The sequence below is a fragment of the Halalkalibacterium halodurans genome (assembly GCF_004376175.1).
Lineage (GTDB): Bacteria > Bacillota > Bacilli > Bacillales > Bacillaceae_D > Halalkalibacterium > Halalkalibacterium halodurans.
In genome coordinates this window covers 1-18,065 of record NZ_SNUY01000027.1, presented here as the reverse complement: position 1 = coordinate 18,065, position 18,065 = coordinate 1, and the positions used below count along the sequence as shown (strand labels likewise).

At 43.4% G+C, this 18,065-nt stretch carries 17 protein-coding genes; 13 read left to right on the top strand and 4 right to left on the bottom strand.

Going from position 1 to position 18,065, the window contains the following annotated elements:
- Positions 1-57 precede the first annotated feature (57 nt).
- Both pulA and E2L07_RS10405 read left to right on the top strand, forming a co-directional pair.
- A complete protein-coding gene (gene pulA, locus E2L07_RS10410; protein ID WP_134229530.1) occupies positions 58-2,211 on the top strand; it encodes a type I pullulanase in 2,154 nt (717 codons plus the stop codon).
- A 236-nt stretch (positions 2,212-2,447) separates the two neighbouring features.
- Entirely contained in the window at positions 2,448-3,227 is a 780-nt protein-coding gene (locus E2L07_RS10405) for a phosphotransferase family protein (RefSeq protein WP_041821775.1), read from the top strand.
- A 584-nt stretch (positions 3,228-3,811) separates the two neighbouring features.
- On the opposite strand, the gene E2L07_RS10400 is transcribed toward E2L07_RS10405, so the two are convergent.
- Positions 3,812-4,060 (bottom strand): YtzH-like family protein, encoded by a 249-nt coding sequence (locus E2L07_RS10400; protein WP_010899403.1) that lies wholly within the window; start codon positions 4,058-4,060, stop codon positions 3,812-3,814.
- A gap of 164 nt (positions 4,061-4,224) precedes the next feature.
- Here E2L07_RS10400 and trmB point away from each other — a divergent pair, with 164 nt between their 5' ends.
- The 3 genes from trmB to E2L07_RS10385 all read left to right on the top strand — a co-directional run bounded on the left by trmB (position 4,225) and on the right by E2L07_RS10385 (position 6,676).
- Positions 4,225-4,887 (top strand): tRNA (guanosine(46)-N7)-methyltransferase TrmB, encoded by a 663-nt coding sequence (gene trmB, locus E2L07_RS10395; RefSeq protein WP_134229529.1) that lies wholly within the window; start codon positions 4,225-4,227, stop codon positions 4,885-4,887.
- Between the two features lie 126 nt (positions 4,888-5,013).
- Entirely contained in the window at positions 5,014-5,868 is an 855-nt protein-coding gene (locus E2L07_RS10390) for a YtnP family quorum-quenching lactonase (protein ID WP_010899401.1), read from the top strand.
- A gap of 88 nt (positions 5,869-5,956) precedes the next feature.
- A complete protein-coding gene (locus E2L07_RS10385; protein ID WP_134229528.1) occupies positions 5,957-6,676 on the top strand; it encodes a YebC/PmpR family DNA-binding transcriptional regulator in 720 nt (239 codons plus the stop codon).
- 24 nt (positions 6,677-6,700) lie between these two features.
- On the opposite strand, the gene E2L07_RS10380 is transcribed toward E2L07_RS10385, so the two are convergent.
- Both E2L07_RS10380 and E2L07_RS10375 read right to left on the bottom strand, forming a co-directional pair.
- Entirely contained in the window at positions 6,701-8,359 is a 1,659-nt protein-coding gene (locus E2L07_RS10380; RefSeq protein WP_243854893.1) for an IS1182 family transposase, read from the bottom strand.
- Positions 8,360-8,729: 370 nt separating this feature from the next.
- On the bottom strand, positions 8,730-9,038 hold the full coding sequence (locus E2L07_RS10375) for a PepSY domain-containing protein (RefSeq protein WP_010899399.1): 309 nt from the start codon (positions 9,036-9,038) through the stop codon (positions 8,730-8,732).
- Positions 9,039-9,203: 165 nt separating this feature from the next.
- On the opposite strand from E2L07_RS10375, the gene E2L07_RS10370 reads away from it, so the two are divergent.
- On the top strand, positions 9,204-10,277 hold the full coding sequence (locus E2L07_RS10370) for a M42 family metallopeptidase (protein WP_053430483.1): 1,074 nt from the start codon (positions 9,204-9,206) through the stop codon (positions 10,275-10,277).
- 123 nt (positions 10,278-10,400) lie between these two features.
- Positions 10,401-10,934 carry a DUF84 family protein gene (locus E2L07_RS10365; RefSeq protein ID WP_010899397.1) on the top strand — a complete coding sequence of 178 codons (534 nt, stop codon included), beginning with the start codon at positions 10,401-10,403 and terminating at the stop codon, positions 10,932-10,934.
- Positions 10,935-10,991: 57 nt separating this feature from the next.
- On the opposite strand, the gene E2L07_RS10360 is transcribed toward E2L07_RS10365, so the two are convergent.
- The gene (locus E2L07_RS10360) at positions 10,992-11,435 is read right to left on the bottom strand and encodes a YtoQ family protein (RefSeq protein ID WP_134229527.1); all 444 of its coding nucleotides are present in this window, start codon (positions 11,433-11,435) and stop codon (positions 10,992-10,994) included.
- Positions 11,436-11,597: 162 nt separating this feature from the next.
- On the opposite strand from E2L07_RS10360, the gene E2L07_RS10355 reads away from it, so the two are divergent.
- The 6 genes from E2L07_RS10355 to E2L07_RS10330 all read left to right on the top strand — a co-directional run.
- Positions 11,598-12,608, top strand: coding sequence for a PTS sugar transporter subunit IIC (locus tag E2L07_RS10355; RefSeq protein WP_134229526.1), 1,011 nt, complete (start codon positions 11,598-11,600; stop codon positions 12,606-12,608).
- A gap of 17 nt (positions 12,609-12,625) precedes the next feature.
- Positions 12,626-12,946: a thioredoxin family protein gene (locus E2L07_RS10350; RefSeq protein WP_010899394.1), complete on the top strand. Its 321-nt coding sequence runs from the start codon at positions 12,626-12,628 to the stop codon at positions 12,944-12,946.
- A 174-nt stretch (positions 12,947-13,120) separates the two neighbouring features.
- Positions 13,121-13,918: a DUF1444 domain-containing protein gene (locus tag E2L07_RS10345; protein WP_134229525.1), complete on the top strand. Its 798-nt coding sequence runs from the start codon at positions 13,121-13,123 to the stop codon at positions 13,916-13,918.
- A 72-nt stretch (positions 13,919-13,990) separates the two neighbouring features.
- Entirely contained in the window at positions 13,991-14,593 is a 603-nt protein-coding gene (gene ytpR / locus E2L07_RS10340) for a YtpR family tRNA-binding protein (RefSeq protein ID WP_010899392.1), read from the top strand.
- A 99-nt stretch (positions 14,594-14,692) separates the two neighbouring features.
- Positions 14,693-17,575 carry a DNA translocase FtsK gene (locus tag E2L07_RS10335; RefSeq protein WP_134229524.1) on the top strand — a complete coding sequence of 961 codons (2,883 nt, stop codon included), beginning with the start codon at positions 14,693-14,695 and terminating at the stop codon, positions 17,573-17,575.
- 191 nt (positions 17,576-17,766) lie between these two features.
- Positions 17,767-18,065 (top strand): UPF0236 family transposase-like protein (locus E2L07_RS10330; RefSeq protein WP_208402017.1); only part of this gene is annotated, 299 nt, incomplete at its 3' end.

Genomic DNA, 18,065 nt, shown 5'->3' with positions numbered 1-18,065 from the left:
GTATTCTTTCTAGGTAACGACTGAGGTTGAGCCTAGAACGAAAGGTGGCTTTCTACATTGAAGCAAATTGAAGAGCAGGCTGTCAAATGTCTTTTTTATTCAGCAGAGATTGTAACGCTCCACACGGTGATGATTCACTTTACCGTAACGAAAGAACAGGTTTGCCCATTTGTCGTTGAGAAAGAAGGAACGACAGTCCCGTTCTCTATCAAGAGTTGGCAGGAGTGGGAAAGGGGAGCTATTGCGTTCATTCAATTCGATGATCCACTTGAGCTTGGTGTTGAATATAAGCTACGTCAGAAAAATCATGAACAAACCCATTTAATTAAAGTGGGGCGAGTCGTTCGTACGGAAGCATTTGATCAGCAGTATGTTTATAACGGAGAGCTAGGGGCTCTTTATTCACATGAACGAACCGTGTTTGCTGTGTGGACTCCGGTTGCCACAGAGGTTTCTCTATTGCTCTATGAAAACTGGCATACACTCGAAGCGATTGAATATCAAATGAAGCGCTCGCCTAACGGCGTTTGGTCCGTCAGCTTAGATGGAGACTTACATCAATATTGTTACTTGTATCGAGCGAAGGTAAATGGCAAATGGAAAACGACGGTCGATCCGTATGCAAAAAGTGTGACCGTGAATGGAGAAAAAGGGGTCATTTTTGATCTAAAGCGGACCGATCCAGCCTCTTGGCCAACGGTTCACCCGATCCCGCCAGAACATACAATTATTTATGAGTTGCACATTCGTGATGCGACCGTTTATCCAGGGAGTGGTCATCATAAGAAAGGAACCTATCTATCCTTGGCCGAACAAAATACGTGCGGTCCATGGGGGGAGTCGACCGGTCTATCGTATATACGCGAACTAGGTGTTACCCATTTAGAGCTTTTACCGGTTGCTGACTATGGAAGTGTGGATGAAGCCAATCGGGAAAAAGAATACAATTGGGGCTATGATGTTGTTCATTATTTCGCCCCAGAGGGGAGCTATGCTTCTGATCCTTACGATGGTGTGACGCGAGTAAAGGAATTGAAACAATTGATTGCACAATGCCAGCGAATGGACCTTAGAGTCATTTTAGATGTTGTGTTTAACCATGTGTACGTGATGAAAGAGTCTCCGTTTGAAAAGCTCGTTCCAGGTTACTATTTTCGCTATGATGGGGAAGGAAATTTGGCAGATGGTACCGGGGTAGGAAATGACATTGCCAGCGAGCGGCTAATGGTCCGTAAATTCATCGTTGATTGTGTTACTTATTGGGCTAGCGAATACCGGGTTGACGGATTTCGCTTTGACTTAATGGGAATTATTGATCAAATGACGATGAAGGAAGTGAAGCGTGCCCTTGCCCCAATCAATCGTCAGATTTTGCTGTTAGGTGAAGGTTGGGATCTTGAGACACCGTTGGAAAATGATCAAAAAACAACGCTGGCACAAGCAAGGGCAGTCCCTTTTTTACACTTTTTTCATGATACGTTTCGCGATGCGGTAAAAGGAAGTACGTTTGATCTTAATAAGGGGGGCTTTTGTGCAGGAAACATAGAGTTGAAAGAGACGCTAATCGCTAGTATGCTCGGGCATGAAGCTCAGTTTGACAGACCAAGTCAGGCGATTCAATATGTGGAGGCCCATGATAATCATACACTTTGGGATAAGCTCCAATTTGTCTTCCCTGATGAAGAGGAGGAAGTGCTTAGAGCATGTCACCGGTTAGCAACAGCTATCGTTTTAACCTCTCAGGGCATTCCGTTTCTTCATGGGGGACAAGAGTTTTTTCGGACGAAACATGGTGAAGGAAATAGTTACAATTCTCCGGATTGGATCAATCAATTAGATTGGTCAAGAAGGGCTATTTATGCGGCGGATGTAGAGTATGTGAAAGGGCTCATCGCATTACGGAAGGCCCACCGCGCCTTTAGCTTCTCAACATTTTCTGAGGTGAACACGCACATGTGTCCTTTGAAAACTCCATCCGAAGTGATCGGATTCCATTATCACCACATCGCTAAATGGGGGCCTTGGGATGAGATGGTTGTCCTCCATAATGGTGGAGGAGATAAGGTAGACATACGACTACCAGCAAGTGGTGAGTGGGAAGTCATCGTTGACGGAAAGAAGGCAGGTTTGGTACCATTGTATACGTTCAATGGTCATACGGTAAGTGTACAAAGTCGATCATCCATGGTTTTGTATCGACTTAACGAATAGGAAAGCAGGCAGAGTTGTTGTTTGCAGCTCTGTTTTCTTTTTTTTGCATCATCAAAAAGCTGAAAATTCCTTTGCAGAAATTACTAAGGCTTTCGCGATAGGGCTTGATGATAACTTACGTTTTTCTAATGGCGATGGAAAGCTAATAATTTACTATGGGTATTTCTTGCAAACTGCGTTATACTTAAGAATACGATAACGAGATCCATAAAGGTTTGAGGGTGAAACGGTTGAACATGTTTTTAGGAGAAGGATGGCAGGTTAAGCCTGCTGGAGGTGCGACTGGGGAAGCGTATATCGCAGAGCAAGGTGAGCAGAGGCTTTTCTTAAAGCGGAACTCGTCACCTTTTTTAGCTGTGCTCTCGGCTGAGGGCATCGTCCCTAAGCTCCTTTGGACGAAAAGGCTGGAAAATGGAGATGTGATTACGGCCCAACGATGGGTATACGGGCGTGAATTAAAAGCCTTTGAAATGAAAGAGCCGAATGTTGCGCATCTTTTAGCAAAAATTCATCATTCAGTCGAATTGTTGGACATGTTTAAGCGAATGGGAAATGATATGTTAACCCCTCAACGGATCATTGATGATCTAAAAGCCTCTATGAAGAGGCATGAGTGTGACGACCTTCTTTTTCAAAAAGGTCTAAAGTTTTTACAAACACAGCAAGAGGCTGTGAATCAAGAACAGTATGTTGTTTGTCATTGCGACATTAATCATAATAATTGGATGATGAGTGATGCTGGGGAGCTCTATTTAATTGATTGGGATGGAGCCACTGTTGCAGATCCGGCTTTGGACCTAGGTTTATTATTGTATTCCTATGTTCCTCGGCATGAATGGAAGACATGGTTAGCCAATTACGGCTTAGAAATGTCGGATCATTTGTTGCTTCGCATGCACTGGTATGTCGTCTCACAAACCATTTCCGTTATGCTTTCGAATATGGATCGCGGGAAGCATGCAGAGGCTGAAACGTGGCAGGACTTTTTAAAGACGTTGCTTGATGATTCATTTTAATGAGGATGGGACATGAGTAGGAAAACGTAATAAAAAAGGTTCGATCATTTTATTTTGATGATCCGAACCTTTTTTCTGTTGAATTCATGGGATCGTTAGTCGTTTGATTGCCGTTTATAGCCGTGTACTTTCATAAATTTACGGCTATAAAGGCAAGCCCATACGGACATTCGAGTGAAACATAAATGAGCCTTCAAGTATCCAAGAACTTGTTCTGCATTCTTTTTAGGCTGACTATAGATTTTCCTAGATTACCCATCTGGAACCATCTGTAGGATCTTTTTCTTTATAGCGTCCTTCTTGCTTGGTGCATTACGTCCGTAATGGGAAACCTGAACAAGCTTCACATTCATATCCAGAGAATGTTCGTGTAAAGCCATGACGATCTGTGCCATAGCTAGACAGACGTTTTTTTCTAAGTTGATTGTTAAAATCACGAGACGTCTGCGGGGAAAGCAAGTGTTTTTGAAACAATTCACTCTCTATAAAATAAACACTTGCAAAATAAAAGTGGCTTACACTTTCCCTAGGAAATGACATCCTGTTGATTATTTCCTGGGGAATAGGAGCAATCGCTGTCGAAGTTACTGATGATCTAGCTCGGATAGCCATTGTTCAACATCGCTTGCTAAAAAAGGACTCGTATTATGCTCTAATTTCGACTGAATCGATTCAAGTGTCGCTTGTACGTCTGCTGAAAGGTTTGGGTCATTCATCATCGCCAATGTTAATTCATCAATTTGGCGCGCTTGATCAAGAGTCATATATTGATCAGCATCTTGCCCTTGAAGTAAATCCTTTAATAAACCAAGTTTATGAGTGTTGTTTAGCATTGAAATATTCCACCTTTTTATACATAGGGTAAGCAGTCACAGATAGAATATACAGTCTCCGTTTACAAACGATCTATTTTTGAAAAAAGATACGCTCTATACATTTTAACTCGTTATGACTATAATGACGTTGGTGATAGAAAGTATAAAAAGGAGTGGTTACCGTGCGGTTACGTAATAAACCATGGGCAAGAGATGCCATCGCACAAAACCCTGATGTTGTGATTCAACAGCCTGCTACATGGAAAGGAAATTGGCATAGATGCTTCGGGCGTCAAGCTCCACTTTACATTGAAGTTGGTACTGGTAAGGGACAGTTTTTAACAGGAATGGCCAAGCATCATCCAGAGATTAATTTCATTGGGATTGAACGCTATGAAAGCGTGCTTGTAACCGCTATGGAGCGAGCAAAAGAGGCAGAATTGACAAACCTTAAATTTTTATCGGAGGATGTCTACGATTTATTGGACTTTTTTGCGGATGGTGAAGTATCCCGTTTGTTTATAAACTTTACAGATCCTTGGCCAAAAAAGCGTCACGAAAAACGTCGTTTAACGTATAAAGACTTTTTAGCTAAGTATGAGATCGTGTTGAAGGAGAAAGGGGACATACATTTCAAAACCGATAATCAAGGACTGTTCGAGTATTCGTTGCACAGCTTTTCTAAATACGGCATGATTCTCCATAACGTGAGCTTAGATTTACACAACAGTGATTTTGAGGGAAACATTATGACCGAATACGAAGAAAAGTTTGCGAAAAAAGGAATGCGGATTTACCGCTGTGAGGCCCAATTTCGCACGAATGAAGAAAGCCATAACCTTTAAAGGTGTGGCTTATTTTTATATGCGTAAAAAACTCCCTCTAAGGGGCTGTATGCTAATGATGAGCGACTGTTCATTCTTGTCGTCTGTGCTACAATGAAAGAGATGATTTTTGGGGAGGGGATGGAAATGGAAAAATTGACCGTTGGCAAGATGACGATTACGTGGTTGCGTGGAGGCGTGACTCATATGGATGGAGGTGCCATGTTCGGTGTTGTCCCAAAACCGCTATGGAGCCGAAAGTATCCTTCTAACGAAAAAAATCAAATTGAACTACGCACCGACCCGTTTCTTATTCAACTGGATGGTCAAAACATTTTAGTGGAATCAGGAATTGGAAACGGACGTTTTACCGACAAGCAGAAGCGGAATTATGGCATTAGTGAAGAGTCGTTTCTGGAGGATGATTTGCAATCATTAGGCCTTACAGTTGCCGACATTGACGCTGTGCTAATGACACATCTTCATTTTGATCATGCAAGCGGTCTTGCAAAACAAAAAGAAGGAGAATGGGTATCAACTTTTGAAAACGCTGTCATTTATGCGTCGGCAAGAGAATGGGCTGAGATGCGAGAACCAAACATTCGCTCTCGAAATACATACTGGGAGCAAAATTGGCGTCCAGTGGAACAGCAAGTGGTCACTTTTGAAAAGGAGCAAGAAATTATTCCAGGAATTCGAATGATTCATACAGGGGGCCATTCTGACGGACATTCCATCATAGTCATTGAGCATGAAGGAGAAACGTTCATACATTTAGCCGATATTATGCCTACCCATGCTCATCAGAACGTTCTTTGGGTGCTCGCTTATGATGACTATCCGATGGACTCGATTTTCGCTAAGCAAAAATGGCAAGCCTTTGCCTCTGAACAGGAGGCGTGGTATTTGTTCTATCATGACTACAAATATCGTGCCATTAAGTGGAACGATGAAGGAGAGATCGTTGCATCCATCGAGCGGACGCCAACTTCTTATAAGTAATATTCTACTCTTTTGAAAAGCTCGAAACATTGTTTACGATCCGCTATAATAAAATACATCATGAGAACATTGAAAGCGAGTGGAACGTATGGGACGTAAATGGAACAACATTAAAGAGAAAAAAGCAGCAAAAGATAAAAATACGAGCCGGATCTATGCTAAATTTGGCCGAGAGATTTATGTTGCTGCAAAGCAAGGGGAACCAGATCCTGAGTTAAACCAGGCATTAAAATTTGTCCTTGAACGTGCGAAAACGTACAACGTACCAAAAGCGATCATTGAACGAGCCATTGAAAAGGCAAAAGGTGGTTCAGATGAAACCTTTGATAAACTTCGATATGAAGGCTTTGGTCCGAGTGGCTCGATGGTTATTGTCGATGCGTTAACAAACAATGTAAACCGGACAGCTTCTGAAGTTCGCGCGGCATTTGGGAAGAATGGTGGGAATATGGGGGTGAGCGGATCTGTCGCTTACATGTTTGACCAAACCGCTATCATCGGTGTCCAAGGGAAGACTGAGGAAGACGTGCTTGAATTGTTAATGGAAGCAGATCTGGATGTTCGTGACCTAGTGCAGGAAGATGAGGTGACGATCGTTTATGCTGAACCGGATCAATTCCATGCGGTGCAGGAAGCGTTTAAACAGACTGGCGTCGAAGAGTTTGTGGTAGCCGAAATTTCGATGATCCCACAAACAGAAGTGAGTTTATCACAGGAAGATCAAGAGCAGTTTGAGAAGTTAATTGATGTACTTGAGGATCTAGAGGATGTCCAGCAAGTGTATCACAATGTTGATTTAGGAGAATAATCGCCGGGAGAGGCTGGGACAAAACTAGCCAAAAATAGTAAGTAAAAAGGTTCCAAGCAAATAATAAGTGCTTGGAACCTTTTTTGTGGAGTTTTTCTTATTTCCTGGCCCTATGTCACCGTTCGTGGCCGTGTACTTTCTCAAGTTCACGGCCATAAATGCAAACCCCAATTCATTTTTCACTTTATCTTTGCCTCTGACGGACATTCGAGTGAAACCCAAATTAGCCTTCAGAAAACCGAACACTGGTTCTACTTCAACTTTTCGTTTCCTGTAAATTTCACCAGTTTTCTCGTCTGAAAGCTTCATACGTATATTTTCTTTTTGAGATTCCCACTTTTCATTAATGTAGACTTTTCGATTGTTGCCTTCTTTTGCTTTCGTGCACAGTTCGCGGAATGGACAGCCTGAACAATCTTCACATTCGTACACTTTAAATTCCCGTGTGAATCCGTACCTGTCTGTTCGTTTGGACTGATGGCTAAACCATACTTTTTGACCATTTGGACATCGGAAAGCGTCCTCTTCCTCATTATAATCCCAATTGTCTACATGAAAAGCATTGTCTTTGTGTTTCCTTTTCTTTTCCTTTCGATACTGATTGTATGTAATAAGTGGCGTTCGATTTCGATTCTCAATGATTTCTTCATAGTTCTGTTCGCTTCCGTATCCTGCATCTGCAACGATATATTCTGGTAATTCGAAGAAATCTTCTATCGTTTGAAGAAATGGAATCAAGGTGCGTGTATCTGTTGGATTTGGAAAAACATCGTAAGCGAGTGCGTATTGACCTTCTGTCGCAAGTTGTACATTATAACCAGCTTTCAATTGACCGTTCTTCATGTAATCGTCCTTCATCCGCATAAACGTCGCATCAGGATCAGTTTTTGAATAGCTATTGCGTTCGCCGAAAGTCTCCATATCTTTTTGATACTTTTGTTTACGAGCAATGAAATCCATGAACTGCTTACGAGCTTGTTTTGGTGCTTTACGTTCAGCGCGAATGTTCTTCCGTTCACTGCCGACCTCACAAGCTTCAATTTTTTTATCATATTCGCTGACTGTTTCGTCTAACTTTTTGACCACTTCTTCCATTTCTTTAACGGTTAGTTCTTCTTTACTTTCTCGTTCTATCGCTGGGATAATTTCCTTTTCCAATAATTCATCATACAGTTGGTTGGACTTTTCTATTAATTTTTCACTATATTGTTCGACGGATTTTCTCCATACAAAGGTAAATTTGTTTGCGTTCGCTTCAATCTTCGTACCATCAATAAAAATTGCTTCTTCTTCAATCAACTCCTTTTCCACGAGTTGATTACGGAATTGGACAAAACATTCGCGCAGTAATTTTTCAATAAGTGGATTGGAACGGAAACGATTAATCGTCCGATAGCTCGGCTCATTTCCTTGGGCTAACCACATCATCCGAATACTGTCTTGGAGCAACGCTTCTATCTTACGACCAGAAAACACAGATTGTGTATACCCACACAAAATAACTTTTAACATCATACGAGGATGATAGGCAGGACGTCCAGTTTGGCGTAAGAAATCTTTGAATGCTTCCTCTGGTATGCTCTCTACAAGGTCATTAATCGCAAAAGCAATATCATTTTCTTGTAATTTTATTTCTAAATCTAGCGGCAAAACAATTTGATTCATGGTATACTGTTTAAACATAAGGACACCTCCAAAAATTATTGTTTAGTCACTTTAATTTTATCAAAAGGTGTCCTTTTGGTTTACACAAAATACGAATAAAAAGGCGTGAAGCCTACACTTTTTAGTGTAAGCTCCTACGCCTTATTTTTTTATTTCCTGGGGTTTTGTCCCAGCCCCTCCTACGCCTTATTTTTTTATTTCCTGGGGTTTTGTCCCAGCCCCTTCTACCATCTATTTGGTTCTTTATAGCTTATTATCAAAGGATCGATCGGATCAAAGAATAAAAAAAGCTCGTCAGCTAGAGCTCACTACCTTGACGAACTTTTTTGTATTCTAGGTTGGGGGATTTCCTGTCCACTTTGTTTTCCCCTCTGCATAATCGCCTTAGTTAAGTTTCATTCACTTCTAAAACCGTCCCTGTATTCGCGTCAATCAAAAATTCAAATTGCGTCATGTCGTCTTCGTTTGAGGAAGAGATTCCTCCACGATAAACGGTATAGGATAAATGATCTTTCTCCAATGTTTCAGGAATCATGTGAATCCACGAACCTGTAATATTCATGTTGGGTGCAAAGGTTCTTTTTGCTAATTTTAACGCTCGTTCCGGTGAAAGCTTGTCTTTTCTAAGCGAAGAGGTGAGGAAAATCCCAGCCGCAAGCCCGAGTCCGACACCAAGTGCGAACCGTTTCATTCCCATGAAGTAACCATCCTTTCCTTTATGTGAACCATCCTTACAATTTATTATACCCAACTGGTAAGAGCGTTTTCAATCTAAGGGATGGAGATTGATTGAACAGTTGGTAAGCTTTCGCTAGAATATAGAGGGTACATAAGATTCGGAATTCGAAAGGAGTGGCTCTTTTTGAATCAAGAGACACAGTCGTTATTTAAAACATTGACAGAGCTTCAGGGGGCTCCTGGTTTTGAACATCACATCAGGCGCTTCGTTCGCGGTGAGTTGGAGAAATATACAAATGAAATCGTCCAGGATCGTCTTGGCAGTATTTTCGGTGTGAAGCGAGGAAACGAACAAGGGCCTAAAGTGATGGTTGCAGGTCATATGGATGAAGTCGGTTTTATGGTAACATCCATCAATGAAAAAGGTCTGATCCGTTTTCAGACGTTAGGTGGCTGGTGGAGCCAAGTGTTACTAGCCCAGCGCGTGCAAATTATGACGGACGAAGGACCAGTGATCGGTGTGATTGGATCGACTCCACCGCATCTGCTGGAAGAAGCGCAGCGGAAAAAGCCAATGGACGTTAAGAATATGTATATCGATATTGGGGCTGATGATAAGGAAGATGCTCAGAAGATAGGAATTAAACCTGGGCAACAAATTGTGCCAATTTGTCCGTTTACCCCTCTTGCCAATGAAAAGAAAATTATGGCGAAGGCGTGGGACAATCGGTATGGTGTTGGGTTAGCTATTGAATTGTTACAAGAACTACAAGGAGAAACAACGCCAAACATTTTATACTCTGGGGCAACTGTTCAAGAAGAAGTTGGCCTACGTGGGGCTGCCACATCGGCGCAAATGATCGAACCTGATATTTTTTATGCCTTGGATGCCAGCCCAGCCAATGATGCGACTGGAGGGAAAGATGCGTTCGGTCAGCTCGGAAAAGGAGCGCTCGTTCGAATTTATGATCGGACGATGGTAACACATCGAGGGATTCGAGATTTTGTCCTCGATACAGCCGAGACTGAGAATATTCCGTACCAATTTTTCATTTCCCAGGGCGGGACTGACGCAGGTCGTGTTCATCTATCGGGTAACGGTGTTCCTTCTGCTGTTATCGGGATTTGTTCTCGCTATATCCATACTGCAGCTTCCATCATCCATGTGGATGATTATGCTGCGGCAAAAGCATTGTTAGTGAAGCTTGTTAAAACGACAGATAAAGCGGCAGTGGAGACCATTTTAGCCAATGGGTAGATAAGCTTGTTAAGGTTCTCGCCATTCGGGAACCTCTTTTTAAAAAAGATAGATAAACAATGGCTTTCACTATAAGACTTGGCGCTAAGCCGATTTTTCTCAAGCAGGGAAAGGATGAAGCAGATGTGGACGATCATGATCGGTTCGAAAAATCGCGCGAAAGTACATGCTTTGCAAGAAGTGGTCATTCGTGACAAAATCATCGTTCGCTCTGAGGCCGTTCCTTCAGACGTAGCTAGCCAACCGTTCTCTGATCAAGAAACGATTCAAGGGGCAATCAACCGAGCCAACCATTGTTTGTCCTTTGACGGTGTTGATTACGGGGTTGGTCTTGAAGGCGGTGTTGTAAGGAGTGAGTACGGTTTGTTTTTATGTAATTGGGGAGCACTTGTCAGCCAAACGGGCGATCAATGGGTTGCTGGCGGTGCTAGGGTTCCTCTTCCACAAGAAGTGGCTCACGAACTAGAAGGAGGCAAAGAGCTTGGCGATATTATGGAGTCGCTCACTAAAAATCCCGATGTTCGCATGACAGATGGGGCCATTGGCTATTTAACAGATGGTGAAATCTCGAGAAAAGCGATGTTTCAGCATGTCGTCCATTTGTTAATTGGACAAGCTCGGCGGGACGGGCATTTGCTCCGAACGGTAACCCACTAATTTGAATGAAGACGGACAATGGCGGGTGAGGCCACTGTCCGTTTTTTCGTTTTAGCGTCAAGCTTCAATGATGTACTTTAACGCTTGAAGGGCTTGATCAGGTGTCTCTACTACCACTTGCGCTTTGTTTGCAAGTTCTTTTAACGGGTGATGCAATTCTTTTGGGCGGATGAGGATAAGTGGTTTTTGTAAGGCAAGCGCACTTGCCGCATCCATTGCGGTGTTCCATTGTTTATATTGGAGCCCAAATAATGCAATGACTACATCGGCTTTATTAAGCAAAATCGTTGTCCGTAAGTTGTTAATGCTGGAGGCAGCATCATCCTTTAGCACAGGGTCTGGTTGCTTTCCTAAAATTTCTTCACCGATGTTATCAGAACGGGCGTGATCTTCCATCGGTCCGAGAAAAACGAAAGGCAAATCCTGCTTTTTGGCAGCTTCCTTGATTTGTTGTCGCCAGTTAGAATGAATTTCGCCTGCTAGGTAAATCATTAATTCCATGATGTTTCCTCCTCACACAAGGTTTGGATCTATTGTACCGTGATCCTGTCACGAGGAGCAAACGACTAATCCTCACAAGGATGTGTCTTGTCATGTGTAAAAAAATTCAGTATGATGAGTTCATCTTATGACACGGTTTGCAGCGTAGAAGGAGGAACGATCGTGATTGAATTTTTGAAGAAAAAAGGGGTCTCCCTTTCGTTAAAAACGTATTTTGTAACAGCTTTAAGCTTTATGGCGCTTGGACTGTTTTCATCATTAATCATTGGTCTTATTATTCGAACCATTGGGGATGTAACTCAATTTGAACTCATGCATAATATCGGTGTGCTCGCGATGAGCTTAATGGGACCGGCCATTGGTGTGGCGGTAGCGTATGGGCTTCAGGCGCCACGACTCGTCCTGTTTTCCGCCTTAATCGCAGGGGCAGCAGGTGCAGAGCTTGGAGGTCCTGCTGGTAGCTTTGTTGCTGCCTTACTTGCGACAGAAGTAGGGAAGGTCGTCGCAGGAGAGACGAAAATCGATATTATCGTGACACCGTTTGTCACTGTCATCGTAGGCTTTCTCACTGCGCAATTTATCGGACCCGTGATACAATCAGGGATGAGCGGTCTCGGCGCAACGATTATGTGGGCGACAGAACAGCGCCCAATTATTATGGGGATTGTTGTTGCCACGCTAATGGGACTTGCGTTAACGGCACCGATTTCTAGCGCAGCCTTGGCCATTATGTTAGAGTTATCAGGGATTGCTGCAGGTGCAGCGACTGTTGGGTGTGCAGCACAAATGGTCGGCTTCGCGGTTAGTAGCTACCGAGAAAATGGCTGGGCTGGATTTTTCTCTCTCGGAATTGGAACGTCCATGCTACAAGTCCCGAACATTGTCAAAAATCCCCTCATCATTTTGCCGCCGACAATTGCTGGTGCGGTCCTTGCTCCGTTAGCGACCACAGTCTTTTTGATGACCAACAATGAAGCGGGAGCTGGAATGGGGACGAGTGGTCTTGTTGGTCAGATCATGACCTTTACCGATATGGGGTTTAGCGGAAATGTCGTGTTAGCTATTCTATTGTTACATTTCATTGGTCCTGCTCTTATTAGCTTAAGTTTGTCAGAGTGGTTCCGGAAGCGAGGGTGGATTCGACCAGGGGATATGAAAATTGAACAATCATAAACGAAAGGATGAACGAAATGGAGCAAATTAAAACATTAGAACAGTTTCAACAGGTGAAAAATCAAGAGAATGTCGTCTTTTTATTTTCTGCTGATTGGTGCCCTGATTGCCGAGTGATTGAGCCGTTTTTGCCAGAGCTGGAACAGACCTATGACGAGTATCAGTTTTATTATGTGAATCGTGATGATTTCATTGAGCTTTGTCAGGAGTTAGACATCTTTGGCATACCAAGCTTCTTGTTTTACTCAAATGGTGAAGAGCGATCCCGTTTTGTAAGCAAAGACCGTAAAACAAAAGAAGAAATTGAGCGTTTCCTAACAGAAGCGAAACAGGCGTGAGATTTTACCTCCGCCTTTTTTTTATGCTCATGTGAACAGATGATGGGAAACTGAATGATGAAATCTTGAGCCTATTGAACAAGTCCCTCTCTTTTGTCCTCATGTTCTAGACATGATACTATTAGAAAGATCATTTTATTATCAACTCGGATCGTGACCGTAGGAGGGTCGTAGATGGAAGTAAGGGAAATACGGAAGCAATTAGAAGAAAAATTAAATCGTCCTGAGTGGACACTTTCATATGATCATAAGGAAGCAAAACTGCGGATTGAAGATAAAGAGCTAAAAAAAGGAATGACGATCGCGCTTAAACCGCTGCTTGCAAAAGTTGAGCGCCTAGGAGACCGAGCGATTTCTGAAATGGTTCATTATGTCCAGACAGGGATGGCGGCTTTTAAAAAACAAACAACGATTAAAGGGAATGAGAAACGTATATTTCCTGTCATTCGCGCAACGTCCTTTCCTGAAGAAAATCGCGATGGTCATCGTTTATTATTTGATGAGCATACGGCGGAGACAAGAGTTTACTATTCGCTTGATTTAGGCGATTCTTATACCATTCTCCACGAGCAACAATTGAGCAGGGAAGAGATGTCTGCTAAGGAAATTCGTGAAATGGCCCTGTTTAATTTACGCTCATTGTCTGAACCGTTAAAAGCAGACAAAGTAGCAGGAAATACGTTTTATTTTTTAAACTCAAATGACGGATACGATGCAAGCCGCATCTTAAATGAACCCCTTCTTGAGAAAATGAGTCAAAAGGTCGAGGGTCAACTAGCGGTTGCTGCCCCCCATCAAGACGTGTTGATTTTTGCCGATATTGTAAATGAACGAGGCTATGACGTATTAGCACAAGTGACGATGCAGTTTTATGCACAAGGGAGAATCCCGATTACTGCGTTACCGTTTCTTTATGAGAATGGAGAATTAGAGCCGACCTTTATCCTGGCTCAGCGTAAGCCAAAAGAGTGATAGCAAACCGAAAAAGCTATGTTACAATAAAAGGGATCAAACATTATTACTGTTCGTTAAAGGAGTCGAAGCATGAACGTTTTTTACAATGAAAAAGGTATTGGAGATACGATCTTAATCGTAATAGATGAAGTGGAGCCTGCAAATCGTGCGTATGAGCGCCAAGGCGATGTGGTCCGCATTTATCACTTAGGGACCGGGAAAACGACAGGCTACAACTTATTCCACGCAAGCAAATACGGTGAATTCAATGGTCAAGGATTGCTAGAGTTAACCGATTCACTCGTAGCAACACTAGAGCAGGCCTTTCAAAAAAACGGAGTCAATTGGACGCTTGAAGTGGACCTGTCTCCAAAATTTGTCGTTGGTTTCGTTCAATCCAAGGACAAGCATCCAAACGCTGATAAGCTGAGCATCTGTAAGGTGGATGTAGGGAGCGATACACTGCAAATTGTATGCGGAGCACCGAATGTAGAGGCAGGTCAGAAAGTAGTTGTCGCGTTAGAAGGTGCGGTCATGCCATCTGGATTAGTGATCAAGCCAACATCACTCAGAGGTGTTTCATCAACGGGTATGATTTGTTCTGCAAAAGAACTCGCACTGCCTGATGCACCTGAAGAAAAAGGAATTTTAGTCCTTGATGATTCGTATGAAGTCGGAACATCCTTTTTCTAGAGTTTTCAGCAGACACGACCTTTCAAATTGAACCACTAGTCCTGCTAGTGGTTTTTCTGATCAAGCCTAAGATAGTGTAGAAAGCAGGTGAATGTAGTTGTGAGTCGATTTCAACGTTGGATGGGGCAGATTTTGCGGTTGTTTACAGGCGACGAGGCTGATCAAGAAAGCTACACGCCTTCTCGTTCCTCTGACCGGAGACGCTACGGACGCGTATTAAGAGATGAACGAAGAGTAGAATCGAGAGTTGTTCACAAATATCCTAAGCCTGGAAAGTTTCGGTTTCCAGTCATCGATGATGAACCAAAAAACATTCGCGAGGAGTGGGAACCTTCACAAAAGTCATCGTTGATAGAAGTTGAGGTGGAAGAATCATCAACAAAAGGAAATTCAAAACGATTTGATAATCCTGGCTTCAAGCCGACACATATTCCATCTCCTGTCCATGGGTTTCGCTCGGCTCCTTCTAAGGAGGAGGTCAGTGGAACCGAAGAGCAGACGATCCCGTATGGTGAAGATGAGGCTGCCCATGATGCGTACGAAGGGGGCGTTGTCGTCCCATTTCGCTTTTTAAAAAAAGAGGAAAAGAAAAGCGGAGAGGTAAAACCACCACCACAGCGTACATATCATGAGATCGACCCAAAAATATCTGTCCCTACCTTTATGCGAGCAAAAAAGGTGGGCTCACCATCGTTAAAGAAAGAGGACGCTCGTGACATTGCTGAAACAGAAAAGTCAGTGGAATCAACTAAAGTGGATCAGCATAATAGAACTTTTAACGATGAGAGAGAACAAGAAAAAAACCATAGGGATAAGATAGCGTCGACGTTGGAAACAGAGAACGATGCCTATACAGCTCGAGAAACGGAAGTAGAAGGGGAGACATTAGACGCTGTCATCGAGGAAAGGGTAGATGAAAAACTAGATTTAGCGCTAGCAGAGGAAGTGCTCCCTTTAGAAGCTAAACGGGGGAAAGAGTCGGTTTCGGCTATGGGAGAAAACGTTGAACAAGAGGTGCAGCCTTTAGAGATAGAAGAAGAACCGTTAGGGGAAGAAGGAACACCAATTATCGAGGAAAGCTTTCATGAGGCGGCAGAAGAAAATCGAGAGCAAATGGTAGATGAGAGCTCGAAAGAAGAAACGGAGCTTCCCTCAACAGCAACAATGGATCAAAACTCATCAACTGAAGCAGAGGTAGTACCAAGCATGGAGGGAGGTTTGCAAGAGGAAACTCTGTCTGAATCAGACAAAGCCTTTTCATTACAAGGAGAAGAGGTAGAGCAGGTTGAGTCTACATTTCAGTCAGGGCTTCTCGCGGAACGAGAACCTAGTGCCCAACAAGAGGAAGAGAGTGATGAGAGAGAGGCTCATTCCTCCCAAGAGCATGACCATACCTCTGCTTCAGCAAAAGAGCGCGAACAAGAAGAGGAAAACAAGTCTGCATCAGAGAAGGGCAGGCAGCCGCGAAAACGGACCGTTCCGTTTAATGTGATGATGCTCCCGCAAGACCGTGCAAAGCAAGCGCATGTGGCCAAACGTAAAGAAAAAGAAGGGCCGACATCAAGCTATACATTCCCGAGCATTCAGCTCCTCGCCAATCCCCCGAAAGTGGAGGAGGATAATGAGGACTGGTTAACGAGCCAAGCGGAGTTACTCGAAGAAACCCTCCAAAGTTTCAACGTCGACGCAAAGGTTGTACACGTAACGAAAGGGCCGTCTGTCACAAGGTTCGAAATCCAGCCAGCTCGCGGTGTAAAAGTAAATAAAGTGACGGCATTGGTCGATGACATTAAGTTATCGTTAGCAGCAAAAGATATCCGTATAGAGGCTCCAATTCCTGGGAAAAACACGATCGGTATTGAAGTCCCTAATCAAATGTCCAAGCCAGTATTTTTGCGGGAAATTTTACGTCGGGATGTGTTTCGCCAGTCGCCATCGCCATTGACGGTTGCTTTAGGGCTAGACATCTCAGGTCAACCAGTCGTAACGGATTTGAACAAAATGCCGCACGGTCTCGTTGCGGGGGCAACAGGCTCAGGGAAAAGTGTGTGCATCAACTCGATTCTTGTCAGTTTGCTTTATAAGGCTTCACCTGATGAAGTGAAACTGATGTTGATTGACCCGAAAATGGTTGAGCTTGCACCGTACAATGACCTCCCCCATCTCGTTACGCCGGTCATTACCGATGCAAAGCAAGCGACTGCTGCATTGAAGTGGGTTGTCGGGGAAATGGAGCGGCGCTACGAGCTATTCAGCCAACAAGGGGTGCGTGACTTGGCACGTTACAACGATCTTTATTCTGAGTCACCTGATAAACCAGCTCTTCCGTATATTTTAGTAGTAATTGATGAACTAGCCGACTTAATGATGGTTTCACCGCAGGAGGTGGAGGATTCAATCTGCAGAATCGCGCAAAAGGCGAGAGCGTGCGGTATTCATTTGCTGCTTGCGACACAACGTCCGTCGGTGGATGTCATCACAGGCTTAATAAAGGCGAACATTCCGACACGAGTGGCCTTTTCAGTGTCGTCTCAAACCGATTCGCGGACGATTCTTGACACTAACGGGGCGGAGAGGTTACTCGGGCGCGGGGATATGCTGTTTCATGCGAATGGCTCGTCAAAGCCGATTCGTGTACAAGGGACATTTGTCTCTGATGAAGAAATTGAAGATGTCATCGCCCATGTGAAAAAACAACGTCCTGCTGATTATTTGCTAGAACAAGACCAGCTTATAAAAGTACAGGAGCAGTTTGATCAAGAAGATGACCTGTTTGAAGAAGCGTGTTTGTTTGTCATCGAACAAGGAGCGGCTTCGGCTTCAAGCTTACAGCGCCGTTTCCGCATCGGCTATAATCGCGCGGCTCGTCTAATTGATATGATGGAAGGACAAGGGGTCGTTTCCGAAGCAATGGGAAGCAAGCCTCGCCATGTGCTCATGGATGAATACGAGTTTCAAGAGCGAATGAATACCCAAGATTAACGGGTATTGTATGAGTAAAATGTTTGTGGGAGAAGAAAAAACCTCCTCATCCAAGTAATGGAAATTTCCGTTACTTGGATGAGGAGGCCACCAAGCGAAAGCGCGGTAGGGTTTAAGCAAAATACATGAAAAAAGGGTCTCTCCTTGGTAGAATCATAGTCGACGAAAACCCGATTCAAAGGAGAAACCCTATGCAAAAGAATAACACAGAATATCCAACTTTAAAAGAACTTGAACAGCTAGTCTGGAGGAAGTTACAGGAAACCTTCTCAAGTGTGATGACCTCCATGTTAGAGGCATATGACGAAGAAATTGTGAAACAACGTGATAAGCAACGCTTTCATTATAAAGATAAGCGGCCTCTAAAAATAGACAGTTTATTTGGTGAGATTGAGTTGAAGCGCTCCTACTATCGCGATCGTGAAACAGGCAAATATGTCTATCTCCTTGACCAATACCTACAATTCGAGGGGATCAAAGGGTTTAGCCC